The following is a 22,557-nucleotide window of genomic DNA, read 5'->3' on the forward strand; positions in this document are numbered from 1 at the left end:
CACATTATCGTTCACTGTTTCTCAACCTCCTCTCCAGCTTTCCTACCAGGAAGGTGAAGAACATGACCAGAGTTAGATAGACCAGCGCGGAGATGAGCAGGGGGAAGAGGTAGTCATAGGCGTTGCCGCCAATGATATTGCCCACATAGGTCAGATCATTCAGCCCCACATAGCCAGCCACGGCTGTTTCCTTCAACAGGACAATAAATTCGTTGGCCAGAGTCGGCAGTACATTCTTAAAGGCCTGGGGCAGGATGATGTGCCGCATGGTGGCCACATACCCAAAGCCAAGGGAGCGGCCCGCCTCCATCTGGCCGGGGTCGATGGACATGATGCCGCTGCGGATGATCTCTGCCACATAGGCGCCGGAGTTGATGCCGAAGGACAGGGCGCCTACCAGCAGCTTGTTCCGGCTGGAGGCAAAGACCACATAGTACAAAATGAGCAGCTGGACGATCACGGGGGTGCCGCGGATGACGGTCAAATAGACTTTGGCGGCGAAATTGGCAATGGCCAGGACGATCCGCCGGGGCCCACGTATCTCCAGGCAGGTCTTATCCCAGGTGACCCGGATCAAGGCCACGACCACGCCCAGGATCACGCCCAGGATCAGGGCCATGGCAGTGAGCTTCAGTGTGTTGATCAGACCGTCCACAAACATCATGTAGCGGTCGTCAAAAATCAGGCTTTTATAGATGTCATAGCCCAAATCATTGAGCCATTCCGGGCCGTTCATGATCCAGTCCGGGGCTACAGTAGGCCACAACTTAGATGCCGATGGTCCCATTCTGCTCCTCTCCTCACTTGAAAAGCAAGGGGTCCAGTGTCCTGGGCCCCTTGCCGGTCTATGTATTTATCACGAAAATCAGTCGGCGGTGATGTACTTGTCGATGATGCTCTGGATGGTGCCGTCGTCCAGCAGCTCCTGCATCGCGGTATTCACAGCATCGTACAGGGCGGTATTCTCCTTATTCATGGCGGCGGCGTAGTCCTCGGTGATGTACTCAGTGTCCAGGATCTTCAGACCGTCGATCTCGGACACGAAGGCCTTAGCGGGCTCGTTGTCGATAATCACGCAGTCCACTTTGCCGGACACCAGGGCCTGCACGGTGTCAGAAGCCTTGCTGTACCGGTCGATGGTGCCCAGGCCGGCGTCCTCGATATCCTGAGTGGCGTAAATGTCGCCGGTGGTGTTGCGCTGTACGCCGACCACATAGTTGGCGCCCTCAGCGAACAGGTCGTCTACGCTGGTAATGGCGGAATCTTCCGTCACGATGACGACCTGAACACCGGTAGCATAGCTGACGGTGAAGTCCACTTCAGCGGCACGGTCGGGGGTGACGGTCATACCGGCCAGGCCGATGTCGGCCTTGCCGCCCTTGACAGCCTCAATAACAGCGTCGAACTCCATGTCCTCGATGACAGGCTCCAGGCCCAGCTTCTCGGCCACAGCGGTGATGATCTCGGCGTCGATGCCGGCTACCTGACCGCCCTCGATGTACTCATAGGGAGGGAAGGTGGCGTTGGTGGCCATGATCAGCTTGCCCTCCTCCACAGTGGTGAAGGAGGCGTCACCGGCGCTGCTGGCATCGCCGGTGGAGGTGCTGGCGTCAGACTGGGAGGTGGAGGCGCTGCCGTTGGAGCTGGCAGAGCCAGGGGCGCTCTGGTCACCACTGTTGCCACAGGCGGCCAGAGACAGGGACATGGCCAAAGCCATGGTCAAAGCAAGCAGTTTTTTCATGTTTAAAAATCTCCTTTTCAATGGGGCCCCGGACTGATTCGGGACGTTGTGATGAGTATACCCCAGAGACTATTTTTCGTCAATAGATAAATATGCAAAATTGTGAATGAAACTTTTTAATTTTTGGGTAAAAAATTGATTATTAAGACACGATATATCAAAATTTCAAAAGAAGTAGACCGAGTGATGAGACAAAATGAATATTCAAAATCAAATGAATAAAAAATCTGCGGCCTCTGCGCAACATTTCGTTCTGGCCTGCGTCTATATACTTGGGCGCCTGAAGAAAAAATCTAAATTTTTTATGAAATTAGGAACAGAACCCTTGCATTTTCCCACGAGGGAGTTATGCTATAAAATAGCGGTTTTGAGGGCCGTTGGAGGAACATAATGAAAGCACTGCTGTACAAAGATACTTTTCCCCGTCTGCTGGCTGACATGAGGGAGCGGCCCGGCAAATGGCTGTCCCGGCTGGTATTTCTGCTGGGTCCCTGGGCCTGTCTGTGGATGGTGGAGATCCTGAATGAAAACGACATATTTTCCGATCTGGATGGCTGGCAGGTCCTGATGAACCTGGTGTGGTACTACGGCCTATTTTTCGTTCTGCGGCTTGTCCTGGGCAGAAACCGCCGGGCCGCCGCTCTGGGGGCCTGCCTGGCCTTCACTTTCGGGCTGGTCAACCACTATGTCCTACGGTTCCGGGGCCGTATCCTGTTTCCAGCGGATATCACCGGGTGGCGCACCGCCGCCAATGTGGCGGATGGCTTTGACTACTCTCCAGACCTCTATATTACCCAGGCGGCTATCCTGCTGGTGGCCTATCTGGCACTGGTGTTTTTCTGCGTTCCCCAGACAAGACGGGCCAAGATACGCCTGCCCTTCGCCCTGGTCCTGTGGACGGCCGTGCTGGGGTACAGTTATGCCTTTTTCTTCACTGGTATGCTCCCGGCCTTGGGAATCTATACCCAGCAGTGGGTCACTCAGCGCAACGGCTTTTTACTTAACTTCACCATCGCTCTGCGCTACTCCTCGGTGGACGAGCCGGAGGGATACTCGGAGGAAACTGTGCTCCAACTGATGAAGGAGTATCCAGGGACAGACGGGACATCACAGGGGGAGCGGCCAGTAAACATCATTGGCATCATGAACGAGTCCTTTGGTGACTTCTCCATCTTCGACGGCTTTGCGCCCTCGGAGGACCCTCTGCCCTTCCTCCATTCCATGGAAGAAAACACCATCCAAGGCTGGATGTACTCCCCGGTGACAGGCGGAGGGACCGCCACTGTGGAGTTTGAGTTCTTGACTGGCTTCACCAGCCTGTTCCAGCCTCCGCACACCGTGGCCTACCAGCTGTATGTGGAGGAGGACATGCCCTCCTTGGCTGCCCTGGCTGGGAGCCAGGGCTATGACACTACGGCTTTCCATCCCTACAAGTCCTCCGGGTGGAACCGAGTGCTGGCCTATGACTATCTGGACTTTGACAGCCAGCTCTATGAGGAGGACGTGGTCCAACCCTGCTATATCCGGCACTATGTTTCCGACCTGTCCGACTACCGGACCATTTTCCAGACCACGGAGGAGGAGGATAGGAGCTTTTTCTTCAACGTGACCATGCAGAACCACAGCGGATACGCCCAGGGATGGAACAATCTGGAGCGGACTATCCTCCTGCCGGACGAACTGAAACAGGCGGACAGCACAGCGGAACAGTATATGGCTCTGGCCCGGGAGAGTGACAAGGCCCTGGAGGAGCTGATCGCTTATTATAGTCAGTGTGAGGAGCCCACATTAATCGTTTTCTTCGGTGACCACCAGCCCCCTTTGAAAAATGCCTTTTATGAGCAACTGTACGGCAAGAAGCTGTCAGAGCGGACCACCGAGGAGGTCATGCGGCAGTATGCTGTTCCCTTCTTCATCTGGGCCAACTACGATATCGAGGAGCGGAGAGACGTGGTCATCAGCCCCAACTATCTGGGAGTGCTGACTGCCCAGACCGCTGGACTGCCGCTGACGGGTTATATGGAGTTTTTGGCCGACTGCTACGAGGTGCTGCCGGCAGTCACTCCGGTAGGCTTTTGCACGGCGGGTGGAGAATTTTTGGAGGAAAAGGAATTGAACGAGGAGCAGCGGGAGTGGCTCCGAAAGTACGAGGTATTGAATTACTGCGGCATGGTGGACCTGTTTGACGAAGCACGCCCCATGTTCTGCCTGAACTGACCAAGAGGGGGGCGCTGCGGCGCCCCCCTCTCTCACCCTTCGCTCTGGTGGTACATAGGATGTACCAAGAAGGATAGAGGAGGGACCGCTATGAAGGAAAGGGGAGCGGGGCGGACAGAGCCCCAGGTCCTGTGGCATGAGGAGAAGGGGAGCCTGACCCTGGAGGGGGAGCCGGTGCTGGAATATACCCTGTCCTGGCCGGAGGTCCAAAACGCCGGCCTGAGCGGCCGGTGGATCAGTCGTTACTACGACCGGCTGGCCCGATCCTGGAAACAGCGGTGGCAGAGAGAGGTGTACCTAGCCGCCTGCCTCTCTTTCGCCCAGAAGCGGGAGCGGTCCCGTCCCTTCCAGTGCTGGACGGGGCGGCTGGGAGGAGAGGTGACCGCCTTGGAGGGTGGGCTGCTGTCCATCCGGCTGGAGGGAGAGGAGGTCCGTGGGGACGGAAAGCCCTGCCGGGTGACCTGGGGAGATGTGTGGAAGGTGAGAGAGGGGAGGCCAGAGCCCCTGAAACGCTTTTTTCCTGGGGAGAGGCGGTGGAAAGGCAGGCTGACCGCCGCCATTCGAGAGCAGGGAGAGGCCCGCCGGACAGGTGGAGATTGCTTTCTGGACCAGGGCTGGGAGAAATACATAGGAAAGCTGCTGCCCAGCCGTGACTTCTGGCTGCAGGATGGGGAGTTGGCATTTGCCTTTCCCCAGTGCGCCATCGCCCCGGCGGCCGAGGGAACCCCGGTGTTCCGTTTCCCACTGGCAGAACGGGAGGAGCGGCCGGAAGCATAAGCAGAGGGCCCAGGTCACTCGGACCTGGGCCCTCTGCGTTCCCTTTTTCTGGGAAGGAGCCGACGAAGCCAGGCGGGGAGCCTGTTCCGATTTGCCCTTGAGCTGCTGCTGTGGAGGGGAGGGAGGACAGGGGGAGAAACGGTTTCCTGCTGAAATACCTCCTGGCAGTTGACCGGCTCCTGTCCGTTTGCCTCACGGGGATGGTAGCCGCCGCCCGGCTTCAGTTCCCGGGCCTTGGCGTTGTCCCGCTGGAGCAGGTCAATGATGTGGAACAGCCGCCCTCGAACCCAGGGGTCCAGAACCGGACAGGCCAGCTCCACTCGGCGCTCTGTATTCCGGGTCATGAAGTCGGCAGAGGAGATGTACAGGTCCGCCTCCTCACCCCGGCCGAATTGATAGATGCGGCTGTGTTCTAGATACCGACCAACGATGGAAAAGACAGTGATCCGGTCAGTCAGTCCCGGTACCCCCGGCATCAGGCAGCAGATGCCCCGGACGTTCATGACGACCTCCACCCCGGCCTGGGAAGCCTGGGCCAGCTTGTCAATGAGCGTTCGGTCGGTGATAGAGTTGAGCTTGAAAAAGAGGTAGCCTTGGCTGCCCTTGGCGATCTCTCGGTCGATGAGGGCCATGACTCTGTCCCGAAGGCCAAGGGGAGAGGCCAGCAGGCGCTGGTATTCTCCATGGAAATTGCCGATAGCCATGTTCTGAAAGAAGGCGGCGGCGTCCGCCCCAATGACCGGGTCAGCGGTTATGAGGGATAGGTCGGTATAGAGTTTGGCGGTCTTTTCGTTGTAGTTGCCCGTACCAACTTGGGTGATATATTGGACTCCGGCTTTGGTCCGGCGGGTGATGAGACAGATCTTGGAGTGGACCTTGAGCGCCTCGGAGCCGTAGAGGAGGGTGCAGCCTGCCTCCTCCATCCGCTCGGCCCAGCGAATGTTGTTCTGCTCGTCGAACCGAGCCCGCAGTTCCATGAGTACGGTGACATCCTTGCCGTTCTCCGCGGCGGCGGACAGATATTCAGCCAGTTTGGCTCGGGAGGCCAGACGGTAGATAGTGATTTTGATGGAGGCTACCTGGGGGTCAAAGGCAGCTTCCCGAATCAGGTGGAGAAAGGGGTCCATCTGCTCGAAGGGATAGAAAAGAAGGACGTCCCGTTCCAATACCTGGGGCAAGATGGGTCTCTGGGGGTCCAGGCAGGCGGGAAAGCGAGGGGAGAAGGGCGGGTCACACAGGGCGGCCGCGCTTTCAGCCGGCAGGAGGGCGGCCAGGGCATAGGCATACTCCAGGCGGATGGGACAGCGGGTCTTAAAGACCTGATCCCGGTTTAAGCCCAGGCGCTGGCAGAGAAATGGGATGAGCTTATCCCCCTTTCCCCCCTGGAACTCCAGCCGGACCGGAGAGAGGCGGGCCCGCTTTTTGACCAGTTTTCGCATGTGCTGGCGGAAATCCTCATCTACATCATAGCTCTCGTCCTCCGGGCTGATATCCGCGTTCCGGGTGACGGCCACCACGGCCTTTTCCGTGACTGTGAACTGGTCGAAGATCTGGTCAGCGTAGGAGAGAAGAAGATCCTCCAGAAGAATGTAGTGCAAGCCCCGCTCCTCCAACCGCAGAAAGGGGGGCAGGCTGGTGGGGACAGGGAGAAAGCCAAAGGAGTCCCGGCCGTCCCGCTTTAGGCATAGGGCCACCGCCAGCCCCTTGTTGGGCAGGTGGGGGAAGGGGTGGTGCAGGTCTACCACCAGTGGGGAGAGGATGGGGCGCACCTGGCTTTGAAACCAACTGTCCGCCTGCTTCCTGGCCTTGCTGTCCAGCTGTTCCATAGACAGCCGGCAGATGTTACAGGAGCGCAGCCGCAGGTCTAACTGGTCAAAGACCTTGTCCCGCTGCTTGTACAGGGGAGGGACCGCCTTGAAGATGGCCTCCAACTGCTGCTGGGGGGTGCGGCCGCTCTTATTGTCTATGTGCTCCTCTTTCACCAGGGCCATATCAGTAATAGAACCCACCCGAACCATGAAGAACTCGTCCAGGTTGCTGGTAAAAATGGCGGCGAATTTCAGCCGCTCCATCAGGGGAACGGACTCGTCCCTGGCCTCAGCCAGTACACGCTCATTAAATTTCAGCCAGGACAGCTCACGGTCCTGGGTATACCGGTAGTCCGTTGGAAGGCTCATCCCGCTTCCCCCTTTAGTACCCTGTGGTGGAGGTAGCCCTCCCGGACGCCACAGGAACTGACCAAAATCTCTTGAAGCTGGTAGGCCTGCGCCACTGTGTCCAGCACTAGAAGGCCGGGGATCAGCGTGTGGATGCGGTCAGGGGCGGCCTTGAGCAGCAGATGCAGGTGGTCGTGGTCCGGCTTTTTCAGAGTTTTCAGCAGGCGGCGAAGCTCCTGGGCGGACAGGGTATGGCAGTTCTGAGGGCGGCCAAACAGGCGGTTTGCCACCTTACAGGCCGCACGGGCCGTACCGCCCACCCCGCAGGCCTGGGGGATAGAAGGGGGAGCGGGGACAAAGTGGTCCAGCTGCTCCCTGATATGGGCCCGGATGGCCTTCCGCTCCTTCCCTGTGGGATGTAGGTGAGCGACATACTGGCTAAACAGGGATAGGGAACCCAGAGGGAGGGAGCAGGAGGACAAGATCTGTCCCTCCCGATAGTGGACTAGCTCGGTGGAGCCGCCGCCCAGGTCGATGAGCAGGCCGCTGTTAGGCCCAGTGGGGCTGACAGCCCCCAGGTAGGAGAGACGGGCCTCCTCCGCTCCAGACAACACATCCACGGACAGGCCGGTGTCCCGCTGGAGCTGGGCCACAGCGTCCTCGGTATTGGAGATGTTGCGCAGGGAGGCGGTGGCAAAGACATGAGGCTGGTCAAAGCCCAGGTTTTTCATCAGATCCTGATATTCCATCAGGATTTGGCTGGCAGTCTGAATGCCCTGGGGCGTCATGGTGCCCCCCTCTACATAGTCGGCCAGACCGGCGGTCACCTTGCGGTTCATCAGCAGCCTGGCGCTGCCCTCCTCGCACTGATAGATGGACAGTCGAACCGTATTGGAGCCAAGGTCTACTACGCCGTGTATCATGGCAGATACCCCTTTCCCATATGAAAGATCGATGGGTACAGTGTTCCCAGATCTGACAAAAATAAAGCGATCCTCTCTGCCAAACCGGGGCAGGCGGATAAATTTTATTATAGCATATCATGGTGGGGTTTTCTTTGATGAAATGGTAAAATGGAGGTTAAATTTGCGTGCCGCAGCTCTGTCCACTGCCGCAGGGTGGAGAGAGCCTCAGGGGCCAGCATAAGGAGGGCGGCCAGATTGGGAAGGGCCATCAGGGCGTTGGACAGGTCCACCAGCAGCCAGATAGCGCCCGGCTCCCACAGAGCGCCGGCCAGAGTACAGGCCAGAAAAACCGTCCGATAGGCCGGGAGTAGGCGATCACTCCCTGAGAGATAGCGCAGGCACTGCTGTCCGTAGTAGCTCCAGCCTAGGATAGAGGAGAAGGCAAAGAGGAGGAGGGACAGGGCTACCACCCCCTCCCCGGCCCGGCCTAGTACAGAGCCGAAGGCGGCGGCGGTAAGCGGGGCACCCGTCAGCATGGATGGATTCGCCGGTTCCCACGCGCCGCTGACCAGGATGGTAAGAGCGGTGACGGTACATACCACCAGCGTAGATAGAAATACCTCAAAGATACCCCACATTCCTTGTCGGGCAGGGTGGTCCACCTGGGCGGCCCCGTGGGCCATGGCAGAGGTGCCCAGCCCCGCCTCGTTGGTAAACACTCCACGTGCCACCCCGTACCGCAGGGCGGAGGCCACCGTCCAGCCGGCTCCGCCGCCCAGAGCGGCGGAGGGGGACAGGGCGCAGGTAAAGATGAGCTCCACAGCTTCAGGGATAGCCCGCCAGTTGCCGGCCAGTACAAGAGAGCCGCTGCCCAGATAGAGCAGAGCCATGGCTGGGACCAGGGCGGAGGATACCTTGGCGATGCGGCCGATGCCGCCCACCATCACCAGTCCTGCCAGCAGGGTGGTGACCACGCCTACCCAGACCCGCTCCAGGCCGAAGGCGGCCTCCAGGGAGAGGGCGATGGAGGAGGACTGAACTAAGTTGCCCCCGGCCAGGGTAGCGGGCAAACAGGCCAGAGCAAACCAACCTGCAAGCAGAGGAGAGCCCACGCCGTCCCGCAGGTAAAACATGGGCCCGCCCTGGAGTCCCCCGCCGGGAGCCGGCCGCTGATACTTTACGGCCAGCAGCTTCTCACCACAGCCTGTCATCATAGCCAGCAGGGCTGAGATCCACATCCAGAAAACGGCCCCAGGCCCGCCCAGGGTCAGGGCGGTGGCCACCCCGGCGATGGAGCCCGTTCCCATGGTGGAGGCCAGGGCGGTGGCCAGAGCTTGGAGGGAGGACAGGCCGCCCCCCGCTTTTTTCCTACCATGGAACAGGGAACCGAGCGTGGAGCGCAGCCACAGGCGGAAACCGAAGATTTGAAAGAAACCGGAACCCAGAGAGTAGACCAGGCCGGTAAGAAGAAACAGCCCCAACAGCCAGGGCGACCAGATGAAGTCTGTCAGACGGGCTAGAAATTCCATATCGTATCACCTCGCTCTACCACAGATATGCCGGAAAAGAGGGGGACAGTCCTGTTTTTTACCCTTGTCTAGTTCTGGCCTGCTGTGTTATAATAACCATATAATGGTTATAAAAACTTGATTTTGCCCTGCTCCTTCGTCGGGACCGCGAGAGATGGCGGAGAGAAAGACAATACCTGGGAGGTATGTGGTATGAAGTGTCCCTACTGTGCCTATTTGGAGAGCAAGGTCGTGGATTCCCGCCCCGCGGACGAGGGGGCCAGCATCCGCCGCCGCCGGGAGTGTCTATCTTGCCACAAGCGGTTCACCACCTATGAGACTATGGAGAGCCTTCCCCTGATGGTGGTGAAAAAGGACGGCAGCCGCCAGAGCTTTGACCGGAACAAGGTACTCAGCGGCCTGATCCGGGCCTGTGAGAAGCGCCCAGTGCCCTACCATATGCTGGAGGAGATGGTCAATGAGATCGAGCAGGTCCTCCAGAACAAGATGGAGCGGGAGATCAGCTCCTCCGAAGTGGGCGAGCTGGTCATGGAGCGGCTGAAGAAAATCGACGAGGTGGCCTATGTCCGCTTCGCCTCGGTGTACCGTCAATTCAAGGACATCAACACCTTCATGCATGAGCTGAACAAGCTGCTGGAGGACAAATAGGGATGTCCGCTACCCAGAAAAAAACGACAAGATGACCCATAAAAACCGGATAGTCGCAGGAAAGCGGAGCCCGGGGCGCAGAGGAAGAGCGCCTCGGGCTTTTTTGTTTGAATGTCCATGAATAGGAAGGATACAACAACGATATCCGCCCCCTCCGCACCTTTATCCACCCCATTCAGTACCACACTTTTCGTGGCTCATTATGACGGTTTTTGTTGGGACGGGAACAAGGGAAATAAGAGACCTCCCCGCCGGCGGCGGGGAGGTCTCTTCATGTTGCGGACAAGATCATACTTCGAAAAGGAGGTCACCGTAGGTGGGGACAGGCCACAGGTCCTTATCCACCAGAAGCTCCAGCTCATCCACCGGGTGGCGGAGGGCGGCCATAGCGGGCACAACAGCGTCGTGATAGGCGTGGGCCATCTCCTTGATGTCCTGGATGGTGTCCACACGGTCCATCAGAGGTTTGAGCTGGTCCAGGGCGGCGGAGGCGTCGGCCAGATAGGAGCTGACTTGGATGAGCAGCTTGCGTTGGACGGTGAGGTCGGCCTGGGGACAGCCGGAGGCCACAGCGGCTATGGACTGGCCCAGCCGGGTGGTATAGGCGATAGCGGTGGGGATGTAGTGCTTGGAGGCCATATGGATCATGGTGTTGGCTTCGATCTTGATCATCTTCACATAGGTTTCGTACATGATCTCCGCCCGGGCCTCCAGCTCGGTCTTGGTGTAGATGCCGAACTTGGAGTACAGCTCCTCGGCCTTGGGGGTGGTGAGGGCGGGGATGGCATCCACCATAGAGGGGAGGTTGGGCAGGCCCCGGCGGACAGCCTCGGCCACCCACTCATCAGAATAGCCGTCGTCGTTGAAGATGATGCGCTGATGCTGGCTCATCCAGTCGTGGATCAGCCTGGAGCATGCCCCGTGAAAGTCCTCGGCCCCCTCCAGGATATCGGCAGCCTGGCAGAAAGCCTCGGCCACGATGGCGTTCAGGGCCACATTGGCCTCAGCGATGGAGTCGGAGGAGCCCACCATGCGGAACTCAAACTTGTTGCCAGTGAAGGCGAAGGGGGAGGTGCGGTTCCGGTCGGTGCCGTCCTTGTCCAGGACAGGGATAGTGGATACGCCGGAGTCCAGCTTGCCGCTGGCCAGCAGCTTGATGGATTCAGAGTTGGACACGATCTGTGCCACCACGTCGTCCAACTGGTCCCCCAGGAAGATAGAGATGATGGCGGGCGGGGCTTCCTGAGCGCCCAGACGGCTCTCGTTACCCACGCAGGAGGCGGAGCAGCGCAGCAGGTCGGCGTGGTCGTCCACCGCCTTCATGATACAGGCCAGCACCAGCAGGAACTGGAGGTTTTCGTTGGGCGTGTCGCCTGGAGCCAGCAGGTTCTCCCCCTGATCGGTGGAGATGGACCAGTTGTTGTGCTTGCCAGAGCCGTTGACCCCCACGAAGGGCTTTTCGTGGAGCAGGCAGACCAGGCCGTGGCGAGTGGCCACCCGCTTCATGGTCTCCATGGTCAGTTGGTTCTGATCAACGGCCAGGTTACAGGTGGTATAGATGGGGGCCAGTTCATGCTGGGCGGGGGCGGCCTCGTTGTGCTGGGTGGTGGCGGGAATCCCCAATTTCCACAGCTCCCGGTTCAGGTCAGCCATAAATTCGCCCACCCGTGGGCGGATCACGCCGAAATACTGGTCGTCCATCTCCTGCCCCTTGGGGGCCGGAGCCCCGAAGAGCGTTCTGCCGGTATAGATCAAGTCACGGCGCTTGAGGTACTTGTCCCGGTCTACCAAGAAATACTCCTGCTCGGCCCCTACGGAGGGGGTAACTTTTTTTGCCTGGGTGTTGCCGAACAGCCGCAGGATGCGCAGAGCCTGGGTGTTGATGGCCTCCATGGACCGGAGGAGGGGGGTCTTCTTATCCAAGGCATCGCCGGTGTAGGACACGAAGATGGTGGGGATGCACAGGACGGTGCCGCAGGACATCTCCTTGACAAAGGCGGGGGAGGTCATGTCCCAGGCCGTGTAGCCCCGGGCGTAGTGGGTGGCCCGGAGGCCGCCGGAGGGGAAGGAGGAGGCGTCTGGCTCTCCCATGATCAGCTGCTTGCCGGTGAACTGAAGCAGGGTTCTGCTGTCCTGCGGCGGCGTGAGGAAGGAGTCGTGCTTCTCGGCGGTGATGCCGGTAAGGGGCTGGAACCAGTGGGCGTAGTGGGTAGCGCCCTTTTCCACGGCCCAGTCCTTCATGGCAGTGGCCACGATGTCAGCGGTGGCCATGGAGATGTTGCCGCCGTTATCCATCACATCTACCAATTCGGCGTATACCTTTTTGGGCAGGCGTTCCTGCATGACGGTTCTGCTGAATACGTTGGAAGCAAAAATTTCAGTGATACAGTCGCTCAAGCTGATCAGCCCCTTTCAAATTACTACCATAATAGCCTATCTCTCCCCCCTATGGCAAGAAAAAATCTTGCAAATATCCCGTCGGAGCCAAAAGAAGTTGTAGAGAAAATCCACAAAGGGGCCACCCGGAGGGCGGCATGAGAGGAGAGGGGGACGCATAGGCTGGACCGGGGTGGCGGCGCTTGCGCACCTTCACCCCAGAAAGGGGCGAGAATATGCGTTTTACAAAGATGGAGGGGCTGGGCAACGACTATATTTATGTAAACTGCATGGAAGGGGAGCCGGAGGATTTACCGACTCTGGCAGTCCGGTTGTCTGACCGGCACTTCGGAGTGGGCGCGGACGGACTGATCTGTATCAAACCAGGGCGGACCGGAGATTTTACCATGGAGATGTACAATGCCGACGGTTCTCGGGGGGCCATGTGTGGGAACGGCATCCGCTGTGTGGGCAAGTACGTCTATGACAGGAAGCTGACCCGGAAGACCTGCCTGACTATTGACACCGATGCCGGCCCCCGTGGGCTAGAGCTGGCGGTGCGGGGAGGGAAGGCGGAACAGGTCACCGTAGACATGGGGCAGGCGATTCTCTATCCAGAGGTGGAGCTGGAGGCGATGGGGGAGCAGTACACGGTCCACCAGGTTGGAGTGGGGAACCCTCACGCCGTCATTTTCTGCCCAGACCCAGAGAGGGTCAGGCTGGAAGAACTGGGCCCGGTGCTGGAATGTCATCCCAATCTGCGGGAGCGGTCCAATGTGGAATTTGTGTCCTGTCAGGATGGGCATGATCTCCGCGTCCGGGTGTGGGAACGAGGGAGCGGGATCACCCTAGCCTGCGGCACCGGGGCCTGCGCCGCTTTTGAGGCGGCCAGACAGCAGGGATTGTGCGGAAGTCGGGCGGAGGCTCGTCTACCCGGAGGGACGCTGGGATTGGAGTGGAGGGAGGGACGGATCTTTATGACCGGCCCAGCCCGGACGGTGTTCGAGGGAGAGATAGAGATGGGATGAAAATTTCAGTTTTCCATTGACAACCCCCTGTACATCAGGGATAATATCAACCATTAAGACCTTAGAAACTGCCATACGAAGGAGTTGGTACCATGGTAAAGATCAATGAGAACTATCAGAAGCTGCCCGGCAGCTACCTGTTTTCTGAGGTAGCCCGGCGCATCTCTGTCTATTCCGCCGCCCACCCGGAGGCCAGGATTATCAAGCTGTCTATCGGAGATGTGACCCGGCCGCTGGCCCCAGCGGTCATCCAGGCCATGCAGAAGGCCGTGGAGGAGATGGGGACTTTTGCGGGGTTCCACGGCTATGGTCCGGAGCAGGGCTATGACTTCCTGCGGCAGGCCATCGCCCAGCATGATTATGCCGCCCGCGGGGTGGATATCAAGCCGGAGGAGATCTTTGTGTCCGACGGTGCCAAGAGTGACTGCGGCAACATCGGGGACATCTTTGGAGTAGACAACATTGTGGCCGTCTGTGACCCGGTCTACCCCGTCTATGTGGACACCAATGCCATGGCTGGCCGGGCCGGCAGCTATCAGGAGGAGTTAGGCAAGTGGGATCGGCTGGTCTACATGCCCTGTGTGGAGTCCAACGGTTTTTCCCCGGAGCCCCCCAAGGAGAAAGCGGATATCATTTATCTCTGCTTCCCCAATAATCCCACTGGCGCTGTGGCCAGCCGGGAGCAGTTGAAGGCCTGGGTGGACTACGCCAACAAAAACGGATCTGTCATCCTCTATGACTCGGCTTACGAGGCATTTATCACCGAGGAGGAGATTCCCCACACCATCTTTGAGATCGAAGGCGCCCGGACCTGTGCCATTGAGTTCAGGTCCTACTCCAAGACTGCCGGCTTTACCGGCAACCGCTGCGCCTACACCGTGGTGCCCATGGAACTAGAGCGCCAGGGCGTCAAGCTGAACAGCCTGTGGAACCGCCGTCAGTGCACCAAGTTCAACGGTGTCCCCTATGTGATTCAGCGGGGAGCCGCGGCCATCTATACCCCAGAGGGCAGAGAGCAGACCCGCGCCGCCATCGCCTATTACCAGAACAACGCCAAGGTCATCCGGGAGGGGCTGTCCGCCGCCGGGCTGGAGTGCTTTGGCGGAGTCAACGCCCCCTATATCTGGCTCAAGACGCCGGATGGCATGGGCTCCTGGGACTTCTTTGACCTGGTGTTAGACCGGGCCAATGTGGCCACTACCCCAGGCGCCGGGTTTGGTCCCAGCGGCGAGGGCTATATCCGTTTGACCGCCTTCGGAGACGCGGACGCCACCCAGGAAGCGGCGGACCGCATCCGAGCCATGCTGGACAAGTAAACGCACAGAGGGAGAACGCACGCGGGGGAGTCATCTTCCGCGCGCGTTTCCCTGTCCACGGCAATTTTTTCTTTACGGGACAGGTGACCGCGTACTATAATGCAGAGGACGGCTTGGAAAGGAGGGTGAACCATGACGGAAAAGGAGAAGATGCTCTCTGGCGCCCTGTATAACGCCGGAGACCCGGAGCTGGTCTGGGAAAGGGACAGGGCCAAGGCTTTGTGTGAGAAGCTCAACGTCCTGCCCAGCGGGGACGGTCCGGCCAGAGAGCGGGTACTTTCCCAACTCTTTGGACACACCGGAGGAAATATTGTGGTAAATTCGGTCTTCTGGTGCGACTACGGGTATAACATCCGAGTGGGAGATAATTTTTATGTCAACCATAATTGCGTCATTTTGGACTGTATGCCTGTCACCTTTGGGGACAACGTGATGATCGGCCCCAACTGCGGCTTTTACACGGCCAGCCACCCGATGGACGCGGAGCGGCGCCGGGCCGGCTGGGAGTATGCCGCCCCCATCACTGTGGGCAGCGATGTATGGTTCGGCGGCGGAGTGACGGTGCTGCCTGGAGTGACCATCGGGGACGGGGCGGTCATCGGCGCGGGAAGCGTGGTCACCCGGAACATCCCGCCCCATGTGCTGGCGGCAGGCAATCCCTGCCGTCCGGTTCGGCCTATCACCCAGGAGGACGGGACGATTCAATTTCCAAGGGAATCAAAGACTTGATATGAGAGCTGAATAGGCTTTTATATACCAAATGTCGCAGAAAGAAAGGAGGACTATGGGCTTGGGCCCATCAGAAGCGCCAGTGCCCCCGGCTGAACTGGGGGACGACGAGGAGAGGGGAAAATGGCTGGGAAGGACTGTTTCCTTCAATATCCGGCCATGATCGAAAGATTCGGCGGATGCCCCTCCGTGCGGGCTCCGGGTGCGTGACACAGTCAGAAATATGCGGGCGACCGCAAAACAGAGGGGCTGTGACCGGGGGACGAGGCAAATGGCTGCGAGTTTGTCCTCTTGAAGAAATCAAACGTGTGAAATCAGGAGGAAAACAGAATATGTGCGGAATTGTAGGCTATATTGGCAAGGAGCAAGCGGCTCCCATTCTTCTGGAAGGACTGTCCCGACTGGAGTACCGGGGCTATGACTCGGCAGGGATGGCGGTCTATGACCAGGATCGGGACACCCTTTCTGTCCACAAGGCTAAGGGCCGGCTGAAGGTGCTGGCCGACCAGCTCCAGAACGGGGCGGCGGTCAAGGGCACCGTGGGCATCGGTCACACCCGCTGGGCCACCCACGGGGCGCCCAGCGATGTCAATTCCCATCCCCAGGTGAGCCAAAGCGGCAAGATCGCCGTGGTCCACAACGGGATCATTGAAAACTATGGGGAATTGAAGTCCTTTTTGATGGGTAAGGGCGTTTCCTTCCTGTCCGATACGGATACGGAGGTGGTGGCCCAGCTCATTGAGTATTTCTATCAGGGGGATCTGCTGAAGGCGGTGGGGCAGGTGCTTCACCGGATCCAAGGGGCCTATGCCCTTGGCATCCTGTGTGCCGACTATCCGGACCAGATCATCGCTGTCCGAAAAGATAGCCCGCTGATCTTGGGGTATGGAGACGGATGCAATTTTCTGGCCAGCGACGTCACGGCCATCATCAAGCATACCCGGCGGGTGGGCTATATGGAGGATGGAGAGCTGGCCGTCCTGACCCGGGAGGGCATCCAGTGCTATGACCGGCTGTTGGAGCCTGTGGACAAAGAGATATCCTATGTGGACTGGGAGATCGACGCGGCGGAGAAGGGCGGTTATGAGCACTTCATGTTCAAGGAGATCATGGAGCAGCCCCAGGCTCTGCGTCGGGCTATCCTGCCCCGTATCCGGGAGGGAGAGGTCTGCTTTGAGGACTTTGGACTCAGTCAGGACTATGTCCGGGCGATGAGCAAGGTGTACATTGTGGCCTGTGGCTCCAGCTACCATGTGGGCATGGTGGGCAAATATGTGCTGGAGCGGCTGACCCGCAGGCCGGTGGAGGTGGCGCTGGCCTCTGAATTCCGGTATATGGATCCCATCGTAGACGGGAGTACGCTGGTGGTAGTCATCAGCCAGTCGGGAGAGACTCTGGACACCATGGCCGCCCTGCGGGAGGCCAAACGGCTTGGGGCCAAGGTTCTGTCCATCGTCAATGTGGTGGGCAGCTCCATCGCCCGAGAGTCTGACGAGGTGCTGTACACCTGGGCGGGTCCGGAGATTGCCGTGGCCACCACCAAGGGTTACTCCACCCAACTGGCGGTGCTGGACCTGCTGGCCCTGTGGTTTGCCAGAGTGCTGGGCACTGTCGCCCCAGAGGAGTACCACACGATCTTGGATGAGATGACCCGCCTGCCAGACAAGATGGAGCGGGTACTGGCTGAACGGGACAGCATCCAGTACTTTGCCTCCCACTGGTTTAACCACAACTCCATTTTCTTCATGGGCCGCAACCTGGACTATGCTCTAGGGCTGGAGGGGTCGCTGAAGCTGAAGGAGATCTCCTACATCCACTCGGAGGCCTACGCCTCCGGTGAGCTGAAACACGGTACCATCAGCCTGGTGGAGGAGGGGACCCTGGTGGTGGCACTGGGGACATACGACAGGCTTTTTGAAAAGGCTATGAGCAACGTGGTGGAGGTAAAGGCCCGTGGGGCCGACGTGTTGGCCCTCACCACCGAGAGCCACAGCGGGGAGATGGAAAAGACCGCCGACGGCGTCATGACCATCCCGGATACCCATGAGCTGCTCCTGCCTTCTCTGGGCGTGGTGCCCCTCCAGCTTTTCGCGTACTATGTGGCGTTGATGCGGGGCTGTGACATCGATAAGCCCCGGAATTTGGCTAAGAGCGTTACAGTGGAATAGGCTGCTGTTTGGACAACAGCGGGCTGATATTAAGTTAAAAGAGCTCCCCTGTGTAAAAACACAGGGGAGCTCTTTTGAATGTAAAAAGGAAAAAATGAAAATTTTGGGACATAAAAAATGAAGGGATTCTGTTAAAAAGGAACCATCTTGCAGGATAATTTTCAAGTTAGTTAAAAAATAAACGAAAAATATTGAGAGATGCATATGAAATGTGAATGATCCTACAAAGATTAAAAATGCAAGAAAACAATCATTGACTTGCAAAACAGAGAAGTGCTATAACGGTATCACACTAAAGCGCCAAAGAGCAGAGAAGGGGGACATGAGGAGCGGAGCTCTGCAAAAAATTTTTAGGAGGTAACGATATGGGCATCCGAAATGAGTATTTGAATGGTCTGATGGAGCGGGTGGTAAGCAATAACCCGGCCCAGCCAGAGTTTCACCAGGCGGTGCGGGAGGTGCTCTCCTCCCTGGCACCTGTGGTAAACGCCCGGCCGGAGCTGATTTCCCAGGGTGTGATGGACTGCCTGGTGGAGCCGGAGCGTACCATCTCCTTCCGGGTGCCCTGGGAGGATGAACAGGGGAAAATCCATGTAAACCGGGGTTACCGCATCCAGTTCAACAGTGCCATCGGCCCCTATAAGGGCGGGCTGCGGTTCCACCCCTCAGTCAATGAGAGCATCATCAAGTTCCTGGGCTTTGAACAGACCTTCAAAAACAGTCTGACCGGACTGCCCATCGGTGGCGGCAAGGGCGGCGCCAACTTTGACCCAAAAGGCAAGTCGGACCTGGAGATCATGCGGTTTTGCCAGTCCTTCATGAATGAGCTGTTCAAATACATCGGGCCGGACACCGATGTTCCGGCTGGAGATATCGGTGTAGGGGCCAGGGAGATCGGCTATCTCTTCGGACAGTATAAGAAGCTGCGCAATGAGTTTACCGGAGTTCTTACTGGCAAGGGGTTGACCTATGGCGGCTCCTTGGCCCGCAAGGAGGCCACCGGCTATGGACTGTGCTATTTTGCCGACAATATGCTGCGGGAGGCGGGGCGGTCCTTTGACGGGTCCACCGTGGTCATCTCCGGCTCGGGCAACGTGGCTATCTACGCCTGCAAAAAGGCCCGCCAGATGGGAGCCAAGGTGGTGGCCATGTCCGACTCCAACGGCTATATTTACGATCCGGAGGGCATCGACCTGGACTTGGTCAAGCAGCTCAAGGAGGTGGAGCACACCCGGATCCGAGAGTATGTTCAGCGCCGGCCTTCCGCGCGCTATCAGGAGGGCTGCTCCAACATTTGGCAGATCCCCTGTCACATTGCCCTGCCCTGCGCCACCCAAAATGAGCTCAACGGGGAGGCGGCCAAGGCACTGGTGGCCAACGGCTGCTTCGCCGTGGCGGAGGGGGCCAATATGCCCTGTACGCCTGAGGCGGTGGAAGTTATCCAGGGCTCCGGCCTGCTGTTCGCCCCCGCTAAGGCGGCCAACGCCGGCGGCGTGGCCGTGTCCGCCCTAGAGATGAGCCAAAATTCCATGCGCTTCTCTTGGACCTTTGAGGAGGTGGACCAGCGGCTCAAGACCATTATGGATGACCTGTACCGCAACGCCTCCAATGCCGCCGCCCAGTACGGCATGGCAGGCGACCTGGTGGCGGGGGCCAATATCGCGGGCTTCCTGAAGGTGGCCGACTCCATGCTGGCCTACGGCATCGTGTAAAGGAGGAATACGATGAATGAGTACGCTGTCCGGGTGGCCGCCCAGCTGCGGCGGCGCTACGCCCACGAGCCCGAGTACCTCCAGTGTGTTTTGACCTGGCTGGAGATGATCGATCCAGCCCTTGACGACCCCAGGTATGAGAAGCTGGACCTGCTCACCAGGATGGTGGAGCCGGAGCGGATGTTTACCTTTCTTGTCCCCTGGGTGGATGATAGGGGTGTGGCCCACACCAGCCACGGCTACCGCGCCCAGTTCAGCAGCGCCATCGGTCCTTATAAGGGCGGGCTGCGCTTCCATCCGGGGGTGACCTCCTCGGTGGTGAAATTCCTGGGCTTTGAGCAGACCTATAAAAACGCCCTTACTGGATTGCCCATTGGCGGCGCCGCGGGTGGCGCTGACTTTGACCCAAGGGGAAAGAGCGACCGAGAGATCATGCGTTTCTGCCAGTCCTTCATGAATGCGCTGTACCGCTATATCGGCGCGGACACCGACGTGCCCGCCGGGGATATTGGAGTGGGCAGCCGGGAGATCGGCTACCTCTATGGCCAGTATAAGCGCCTGATGGGAAAAGCGGAGAGCAGCGCCCTGACCGGCAAGGGACTGACTTACGGGGGCAGTAAGGTCCGCCAGGAGGCCGCCGGTTCCGGCACTATCTATTTTCTGGCCAGAATGCTGGAGCATCAGCGGGATACCCTGGAGGGCAAGACCATTGCGGCCTCCGGCTTTGGCAACATGACCTGGGGCGTCTGCCGTAAGGCGGCCCAACTGGGTGCTAAGGTGGTTACCCTGTCCGGCCCGGACGGCTATATCTACGACCCGGAGGGTGTGTGTACCCAGGAGAAGCTGGATTTCCTGCTGGAGCTCCGGGCCAGCGGCCGGGACAAAGTGGCGCCCTATGCCCAGCGGTTCGGAGTAGAGTTTTTCCCAGGCAGAAAGCCCTGGGAGATAAAGACAGACATAGTCATCCCCTGCGCGACTCAGAACGAGCTGGATGTGGAGGATGCGGTACGCATCCTGGCCAACGACGTGGGCTTTTATGTAGAGGGGGCCAATATGCCCGCCACCGCCGAGGCGCTGAAGCTCCTCCGGCTCAGTCCCAAGATTTTGACAGCCGGGGCCAAGGCCTCGGGCTCTGGGGGCGTGGCCGTGTCCGCCCTGGAGATGGCCCAAAACTCCATACGGTACAACTGGGACCGGGAAGAGGTGGACAATAAGCTGCGAGAGATCATGAGCGGCATCTATGACGCCTCTGCCGCCGCAGCCCAGGAGTATGGGCTGGGCTATGACCTGATCGCCGGCAACGACATCGCCGCGTTCAAGAAGATATCGGAGGCCATGATTGCCCAGGGGCTTTGATACCGGAACAAGCAGAAACGAGGGACAGCGCTGCTGTCCCTCGTTTTTATGCGTGCTCCGAAAGCCGCTGGTAGGCGAGATAGAGAAAGACAAGGATCAAAGCCGACAGAATAAGAGCCGGAGGAAAGCGGCCGAAGAAGGTCATCCACAGCCCATACCAGAGGCTGTACAGGACATGGGGCGTGAACAGCAGGAAAAACCAGCGCCTCCAGTTTCTCCGCCAGGGGGGAGAAACGGTGATCAGATGCTCCCGCCGGACAAAAATGGTGGAGTAACTCAGGATTTCACACAGGATGCTGTACGAAATGAAGATGACAACAGCGGCTCCCTCCCAGCCGGGCTTAAACAGCCGGAGCCGGACGCCGCACAGCCAATAGAAGAGCTGCGATGCCAGGACGAGGAGCTGGACGAGCATAAGAAAATACTCCGGGCGAAGAAGTTTTCTCCCAGCTTTGTGGGTCTCCATACAGCACTGCCCCTTTTCTTCTATAATAGGGTTGATAACTATTTTTAGTAATTTAATTTTACCATATTAACATAAAATTGTAAATATCGAACATAAAATCATTGATATAAAAGTGGATTTTATATATATTTGTGAATTTTTGAAAGCAAATCACAGCACATTGACCAGGCTGGCCTGCTCCATCTCGGCCAACAGCTGGATCTGTGCCGCCAGGTCGGCGTTGGCCGCGGCATACTGGTCCAGCTCCTGGAGCTCCAGATATTGGAGGACAGATTGAAAGGTCCGTAAAATCTGATCGGTGTCCGAGTGGCGCATGACCACATGGAGATAAAAGTGGCTGTCCTGCCAGTCCTGGTAGACTTGCCGGGTCAGCTCCTCCGCCTGGTCCCACTGCTCCCGCTCCACCAAAGTCTGGGCCTGGTTCAGCCGGCCGGACAGGCTGTCTGCCAGCTGTTGGCAGTAGTAGGCGTTGACCAGGGTTGCCCCGCACATGGCCGCCAGCAGGGCGACGGCGATCCAGAGCCGCTTCATGGCGATCCCTCCTTATACGCTCATATCCTTCCGGGCCAGGTAGATGCTGCCCGTTTGATCCACCAGCAGCAGAAAGACGGCCTCAAGGCCGGAGCAGCCCCGCTCCTCCAGACGCTGGTCCAGCCACTTCCGGTCCCGGCCCAGAGCCCGCAGGTTATGCTCCAGCAGTCGGCCGTCGCTGATTACCACCAGGGGCAGGCCCGATTCCTCCACCGACACCTGCAGCTGCTGGGCGGTGGGGGGCTTCTGGTTGGCATAGGGCAGGACGGACAACTGTCCATTGGTTTCCAGGATTGCGTATTTCACTGTGGCCGGATCGGTGTAACCCTTGGCCCGCAGCTCTTCCAAAAGCTCATCTATGGTCAGCCGGTTTCGGGCCATCTCCCGCTGGTCTACCAGCCCATCCCGGATGACGATGCTGGGTCGGCCACACATGAGGGCCCGGAACCGGACGCTTTTCATAGTGAGGACGGACAGGATCATGGTCATGGCCAATAGGGCCAAAATGGGGAGGATGCCGGTGAGCAGAGGGATGCCGTAATCCTGCATAGGGACGGAAGCCAGGTCGGCGATGATGAGGGACAAGACCAGCTCGGAGGGCTCCAGCTCCCCAACCTGGCGCTTGCCCATCAGGCGGATTCCTATAATAATGAAGATGTATAGGATGATAGTGCGGATCAGTCCTGTGAACAAAAGATCACCTCGCGGTATCGATGTCCGCGCCCTTTGGGGAGGGCCGCGGGATATGGACGGCTCTTTCTTTCAGTCTTTCCCCGCCGGATGGAAAATATCCTGCAAATTGCCCAAAAGCTCCCCCGAAAATTCTGCTGAAAAAAGGAAAGATACATCTTGCCAACCAGACGATTTTTCGATAAAATAACTTGATTTAACCAAACAATAGA

General features: G+C 58.6%; 18 protein-coding genes. 9 read left to right on the forward strand and 9 right to left on the reverse strand.

Annotated features, from left to right (window positions below; translation table 11 throughout):
- Positions 1 to 4: 4 nt before the first annotated feature.
- Positions 5 to 736, reverse strand: a complete 732-nt coding sequence (locus ACEVJK_RS10365) for an amino acid ABC transporter permease (protein WP_147571703.1) — start codon at positions 734 to 736, stop codon at positions 5 to 7.
- 129 nt (positions 737 to 865) lie between these two features.
- The gene (locus ACEVJK_RS10370; protein WP_147571440.1) at positions 866 to 1,741 is read right to left on the reverse strand and encodes an ABC transporter substrate-binding protein; all 876 of its coding nucleotides are present in this window, start codon (positions 1,739 to 1,741) and stop codon (positions 866 to 868) included.
- 390 nt (positions 1,742 to 2,131) lie between these two features.
- Here ACEVJK_RS10370 and ACEVJK_RS10375 point away from each other — a divergent pair, with 390 nt between their 5' ends.
- Both ACEVJK_RS10375 and ACEVJK_RS10380 read left to right on the forward strand, forming a co-directional pair.
- Entirely contained in the window at positions 2,132 to 3,958 is a 1,827-nt protein-coding gene (locus ACEVJK_RS10375) for an LTA synthase family protein (RefSeq protein ID WP_374740512.1), read from the forward strand.
- A gap of 90 nt (positions 3,959 to 4,048) precedes the next feature.
- The gene (locus ACEVJK_RS10380) at positions 4,049 to 4,735 is read left to right on the forward strand and encodes an RsiV family protein (RefSeq protein WP_374740513.1); all 687 of its coding nucleotides are present in this window, start codon (positions 4,049 to 4,051) and stop codon (positions 4,733 to 4,735) included.
- Between the two features lie 14 nt (positions 4,736 to 4,749).
- On the opposite strand, the gene ppk1 is transcribed toward ACEVJK_RS10380, so the two are convergent.
- The 3 genes from ppk1 to ACEVJK_RS10395 form a co-directional block, all read right to left on the reverse strand.
- Positions 4,750 to 6,912: a polyphosphate kinase 1 gene (ppk1, locus tag ACEVJK_RS10385; protein ID WP_374740514.1), complete on the reverse strand. Its 2,163-nt coding sequence runs from the start codon at positions 6,910 to 6,912 to the stop codon at positions 4,750 to 4,752.
- Complete coding sequence (locus ACEVJK_RS10390) at positions 6,909 to 7,814, reverse strand: phosphatase (RefSeq protein WP_262668854.1); 906 nt, start codon at positions 7,812 to 7,814, stop codon at positions 6,909 to 6,911. The genes ppk1 and ACEVJK_RS10390 overlap by 4 nt, the downstream gene beginning before the upstream one ends.
- A gap of 107 nt (positions 7,815 to 7,921) precedes the next feature.
- Positions 7,922 to 9,325 (reverse strand): alanine/glycine:cation symporter family protein, encoded by a 1,404-nt coding sequence (locus ACEVJK_RS10395; RefSeq protein ID WP_374740515.1) that lies wholly within the window; start codon positions 9,323 to 9,325, stop codon positions 7,922 to 7,924.
- A gap of 192 nt (positions 9,326 to 9,517) precedes the next feature.
- Between ACEVJK_RS10395 and nrdR the strand changes: the two genes are divergently transcribed.
- Complete coding sequence (nrdR, locus tag ACEVJK_RS10400; RefSeq protein WP_147571434.1) at positions 9,518 to 9,973, forward strand: transcriptional regulator NrdR; 456 nt, start codon at positions 9,518 to 9,520, stop codon at positions 9,971 to 9,973.
- Between the two features lie 288 nt (positions 9,974 to 10,261).
- Here the strand turns inward: nrdR and ACEVJK_RS10405 are convergent, their stop codons facing one another.
- Complete coding sequence (locus ACEVJK_RS10405; RefSeq protein WP_374740642.1) at positions 10,262 to 12,376, reverse strand: glutamine synthetase III; 2,115 nt, start codon at positions 12,374 to 12,376, stop codon at positions 10,262 to 10,264.
- Positions 12,377 to 12,585: 209 nt separating this feature from the next.
- Here ACEVJK_RS10405 and dapF point away from each other — a divergent pair, with 209 nt between their 5' ends.
- The 6 genes from dapF (at position 12,586) to gdhA (ACEVJK_RS10435) (ending at position 20,658) form a co-directional block, all read left to right on the forward strand.
- Positions 12,586 to 13,377, forward strand: coding sequence for a diaminopimelate epimerase (gene dapF, locus ACEVJK_RS10410; RefSeq protein WP_147571432.1), 792 nt, complete (start codon positions 12,586 to 12,588; stop codon positions 13,375 to 13,377).
- A 92-nt stretch (positions 13,378 to 13,469) separates the two neighbouring features.
- A complete protein-coding gene (locus ACEVJK_RS10415) occupies positions 13,470 to 14,693 on the forward strand; it encodes an LL-diaminopimelate aminotransferase (protein ID WP_374740516.1) in 1,224 nt (407 codons plus the stop codon).
- Between the two features lie 132 nt (positions 14,694 to 14,825).
- Positions 14,826 to 15,422 carry a sugar O-acetyltransferase gene (locus ACEVJK_RS10420; RefSeq protein ID WP_340405515.1) on the forward strand — a complete coding sequence of 199 codons (597 nt, stop codon included), beginning with the start codon at positions 14,826 to 14,828 and terminating at the stop codon, positions 15,420 to 15,422.
- Positions 15,423 to 15,754: 332 nt separating this feature from the next.
- Entirely contained in the window at positions 15,755 to 17,590 is a 1,836-nt protein-coding gene (glmS, locus tag ACEVJK_RS10425) for a glutamine--fructose-6-phosphate transaminase (isomerizing) (protein ID WP_147571429.1), read from the forward strand.
- Between the two features lie 365 nt (positions 17,591 to 17,955).
- Entirely contained in the window at positions 17,956 to 19,302 is a 1,347-nt protein-coding gene (gene gdhA, locus ACEVJK_RS10430) for an NADP-specific glutamate dehydrogenase (protein WP_147571428.1), read from the forward strand.
- 12 nt (positions 19,303 to 19,314) lie between these two features.
- The gene (gene gdhA, locus ACEVJK_RS10435) at positions 19,315 to 20,658 is read left to right on the forward strand and encodes an NADP-specific glutamate dehydrogenase (protein ID WP_186851963.1); all 1,344 of its coding nucleotides are present in this window, start codon (positions 19,315 to 19,317) and stop codon (positions 20,656 to 20,658) included.
- A gap of 46 nt (positions 20,659 to 20,704) precedes the next feature.
- On the opposite strand, the gene ACEVJK_RS10440 is transcribed toward gdhA (ACEVJK_RS10435), so the two are convergent.
- The 3 genes from ACEVJK_RS10440 to ACEVJK_RS10450 all read right to left on the reverse strand — a co-directional run bounded on the left by ACEVJK_RS10440 (position 20,705) and on the right by ACEVJK_RS10450 (position 22,348).
- Positions 20,705 to 21,124 carry a hypothetical protein gene (locus ACEVJK_RS10440; protein ID WP_374740517.1) on the reverse strand — a complete coding sequence of 140 codons (420 nt, stop codon included), beginning with the start codon at positions 21,122 to 21,124 and terminating at the stop codon, positions 20,705 to 20,707.
- Positions 21,125 to 21,274: 150 nt separating this feature from the next.
- Positions 21,275 to 21,655 (reverse strand): DUF4363 family protein, encoded by a 381-nt coding sequence (locus tag ACEVJK_RS10445; RefSeq protein WP_147571427.1) that lies wholly within the window; start codon positions 21,653 to 21,655, stop codon positions 21,275 to 21,277.
- A 12-nt stretch (positions 21,656 to 21,667) separates the two neighbouring features.
- The gene (locus ACEVJK_RS10450; RefSeq protein WP_374740518.1) at positions 21,668 to 22,348 is read right to left on the reverse strand and encodes a DUF421 domain-containing protein; all 681 of its coding nucleotides are present in this window, start codon (positions 22,346 to 22,348) and stop codon (positions 21,668 to 21,670) included.
- Positions 22,349 to 22,557 lie beyond the last annotated feature (209 nt).

This window comes from Flintibacter sp. P01028, assembly GCF_041925235.1.
Classification (GTDB): domain Bacteria; phylum Bacillota; class Clostridia; order Oscillospirales; family Oscillospiraceae; genus Lawsonibacter; species Lawsonibacter aceti.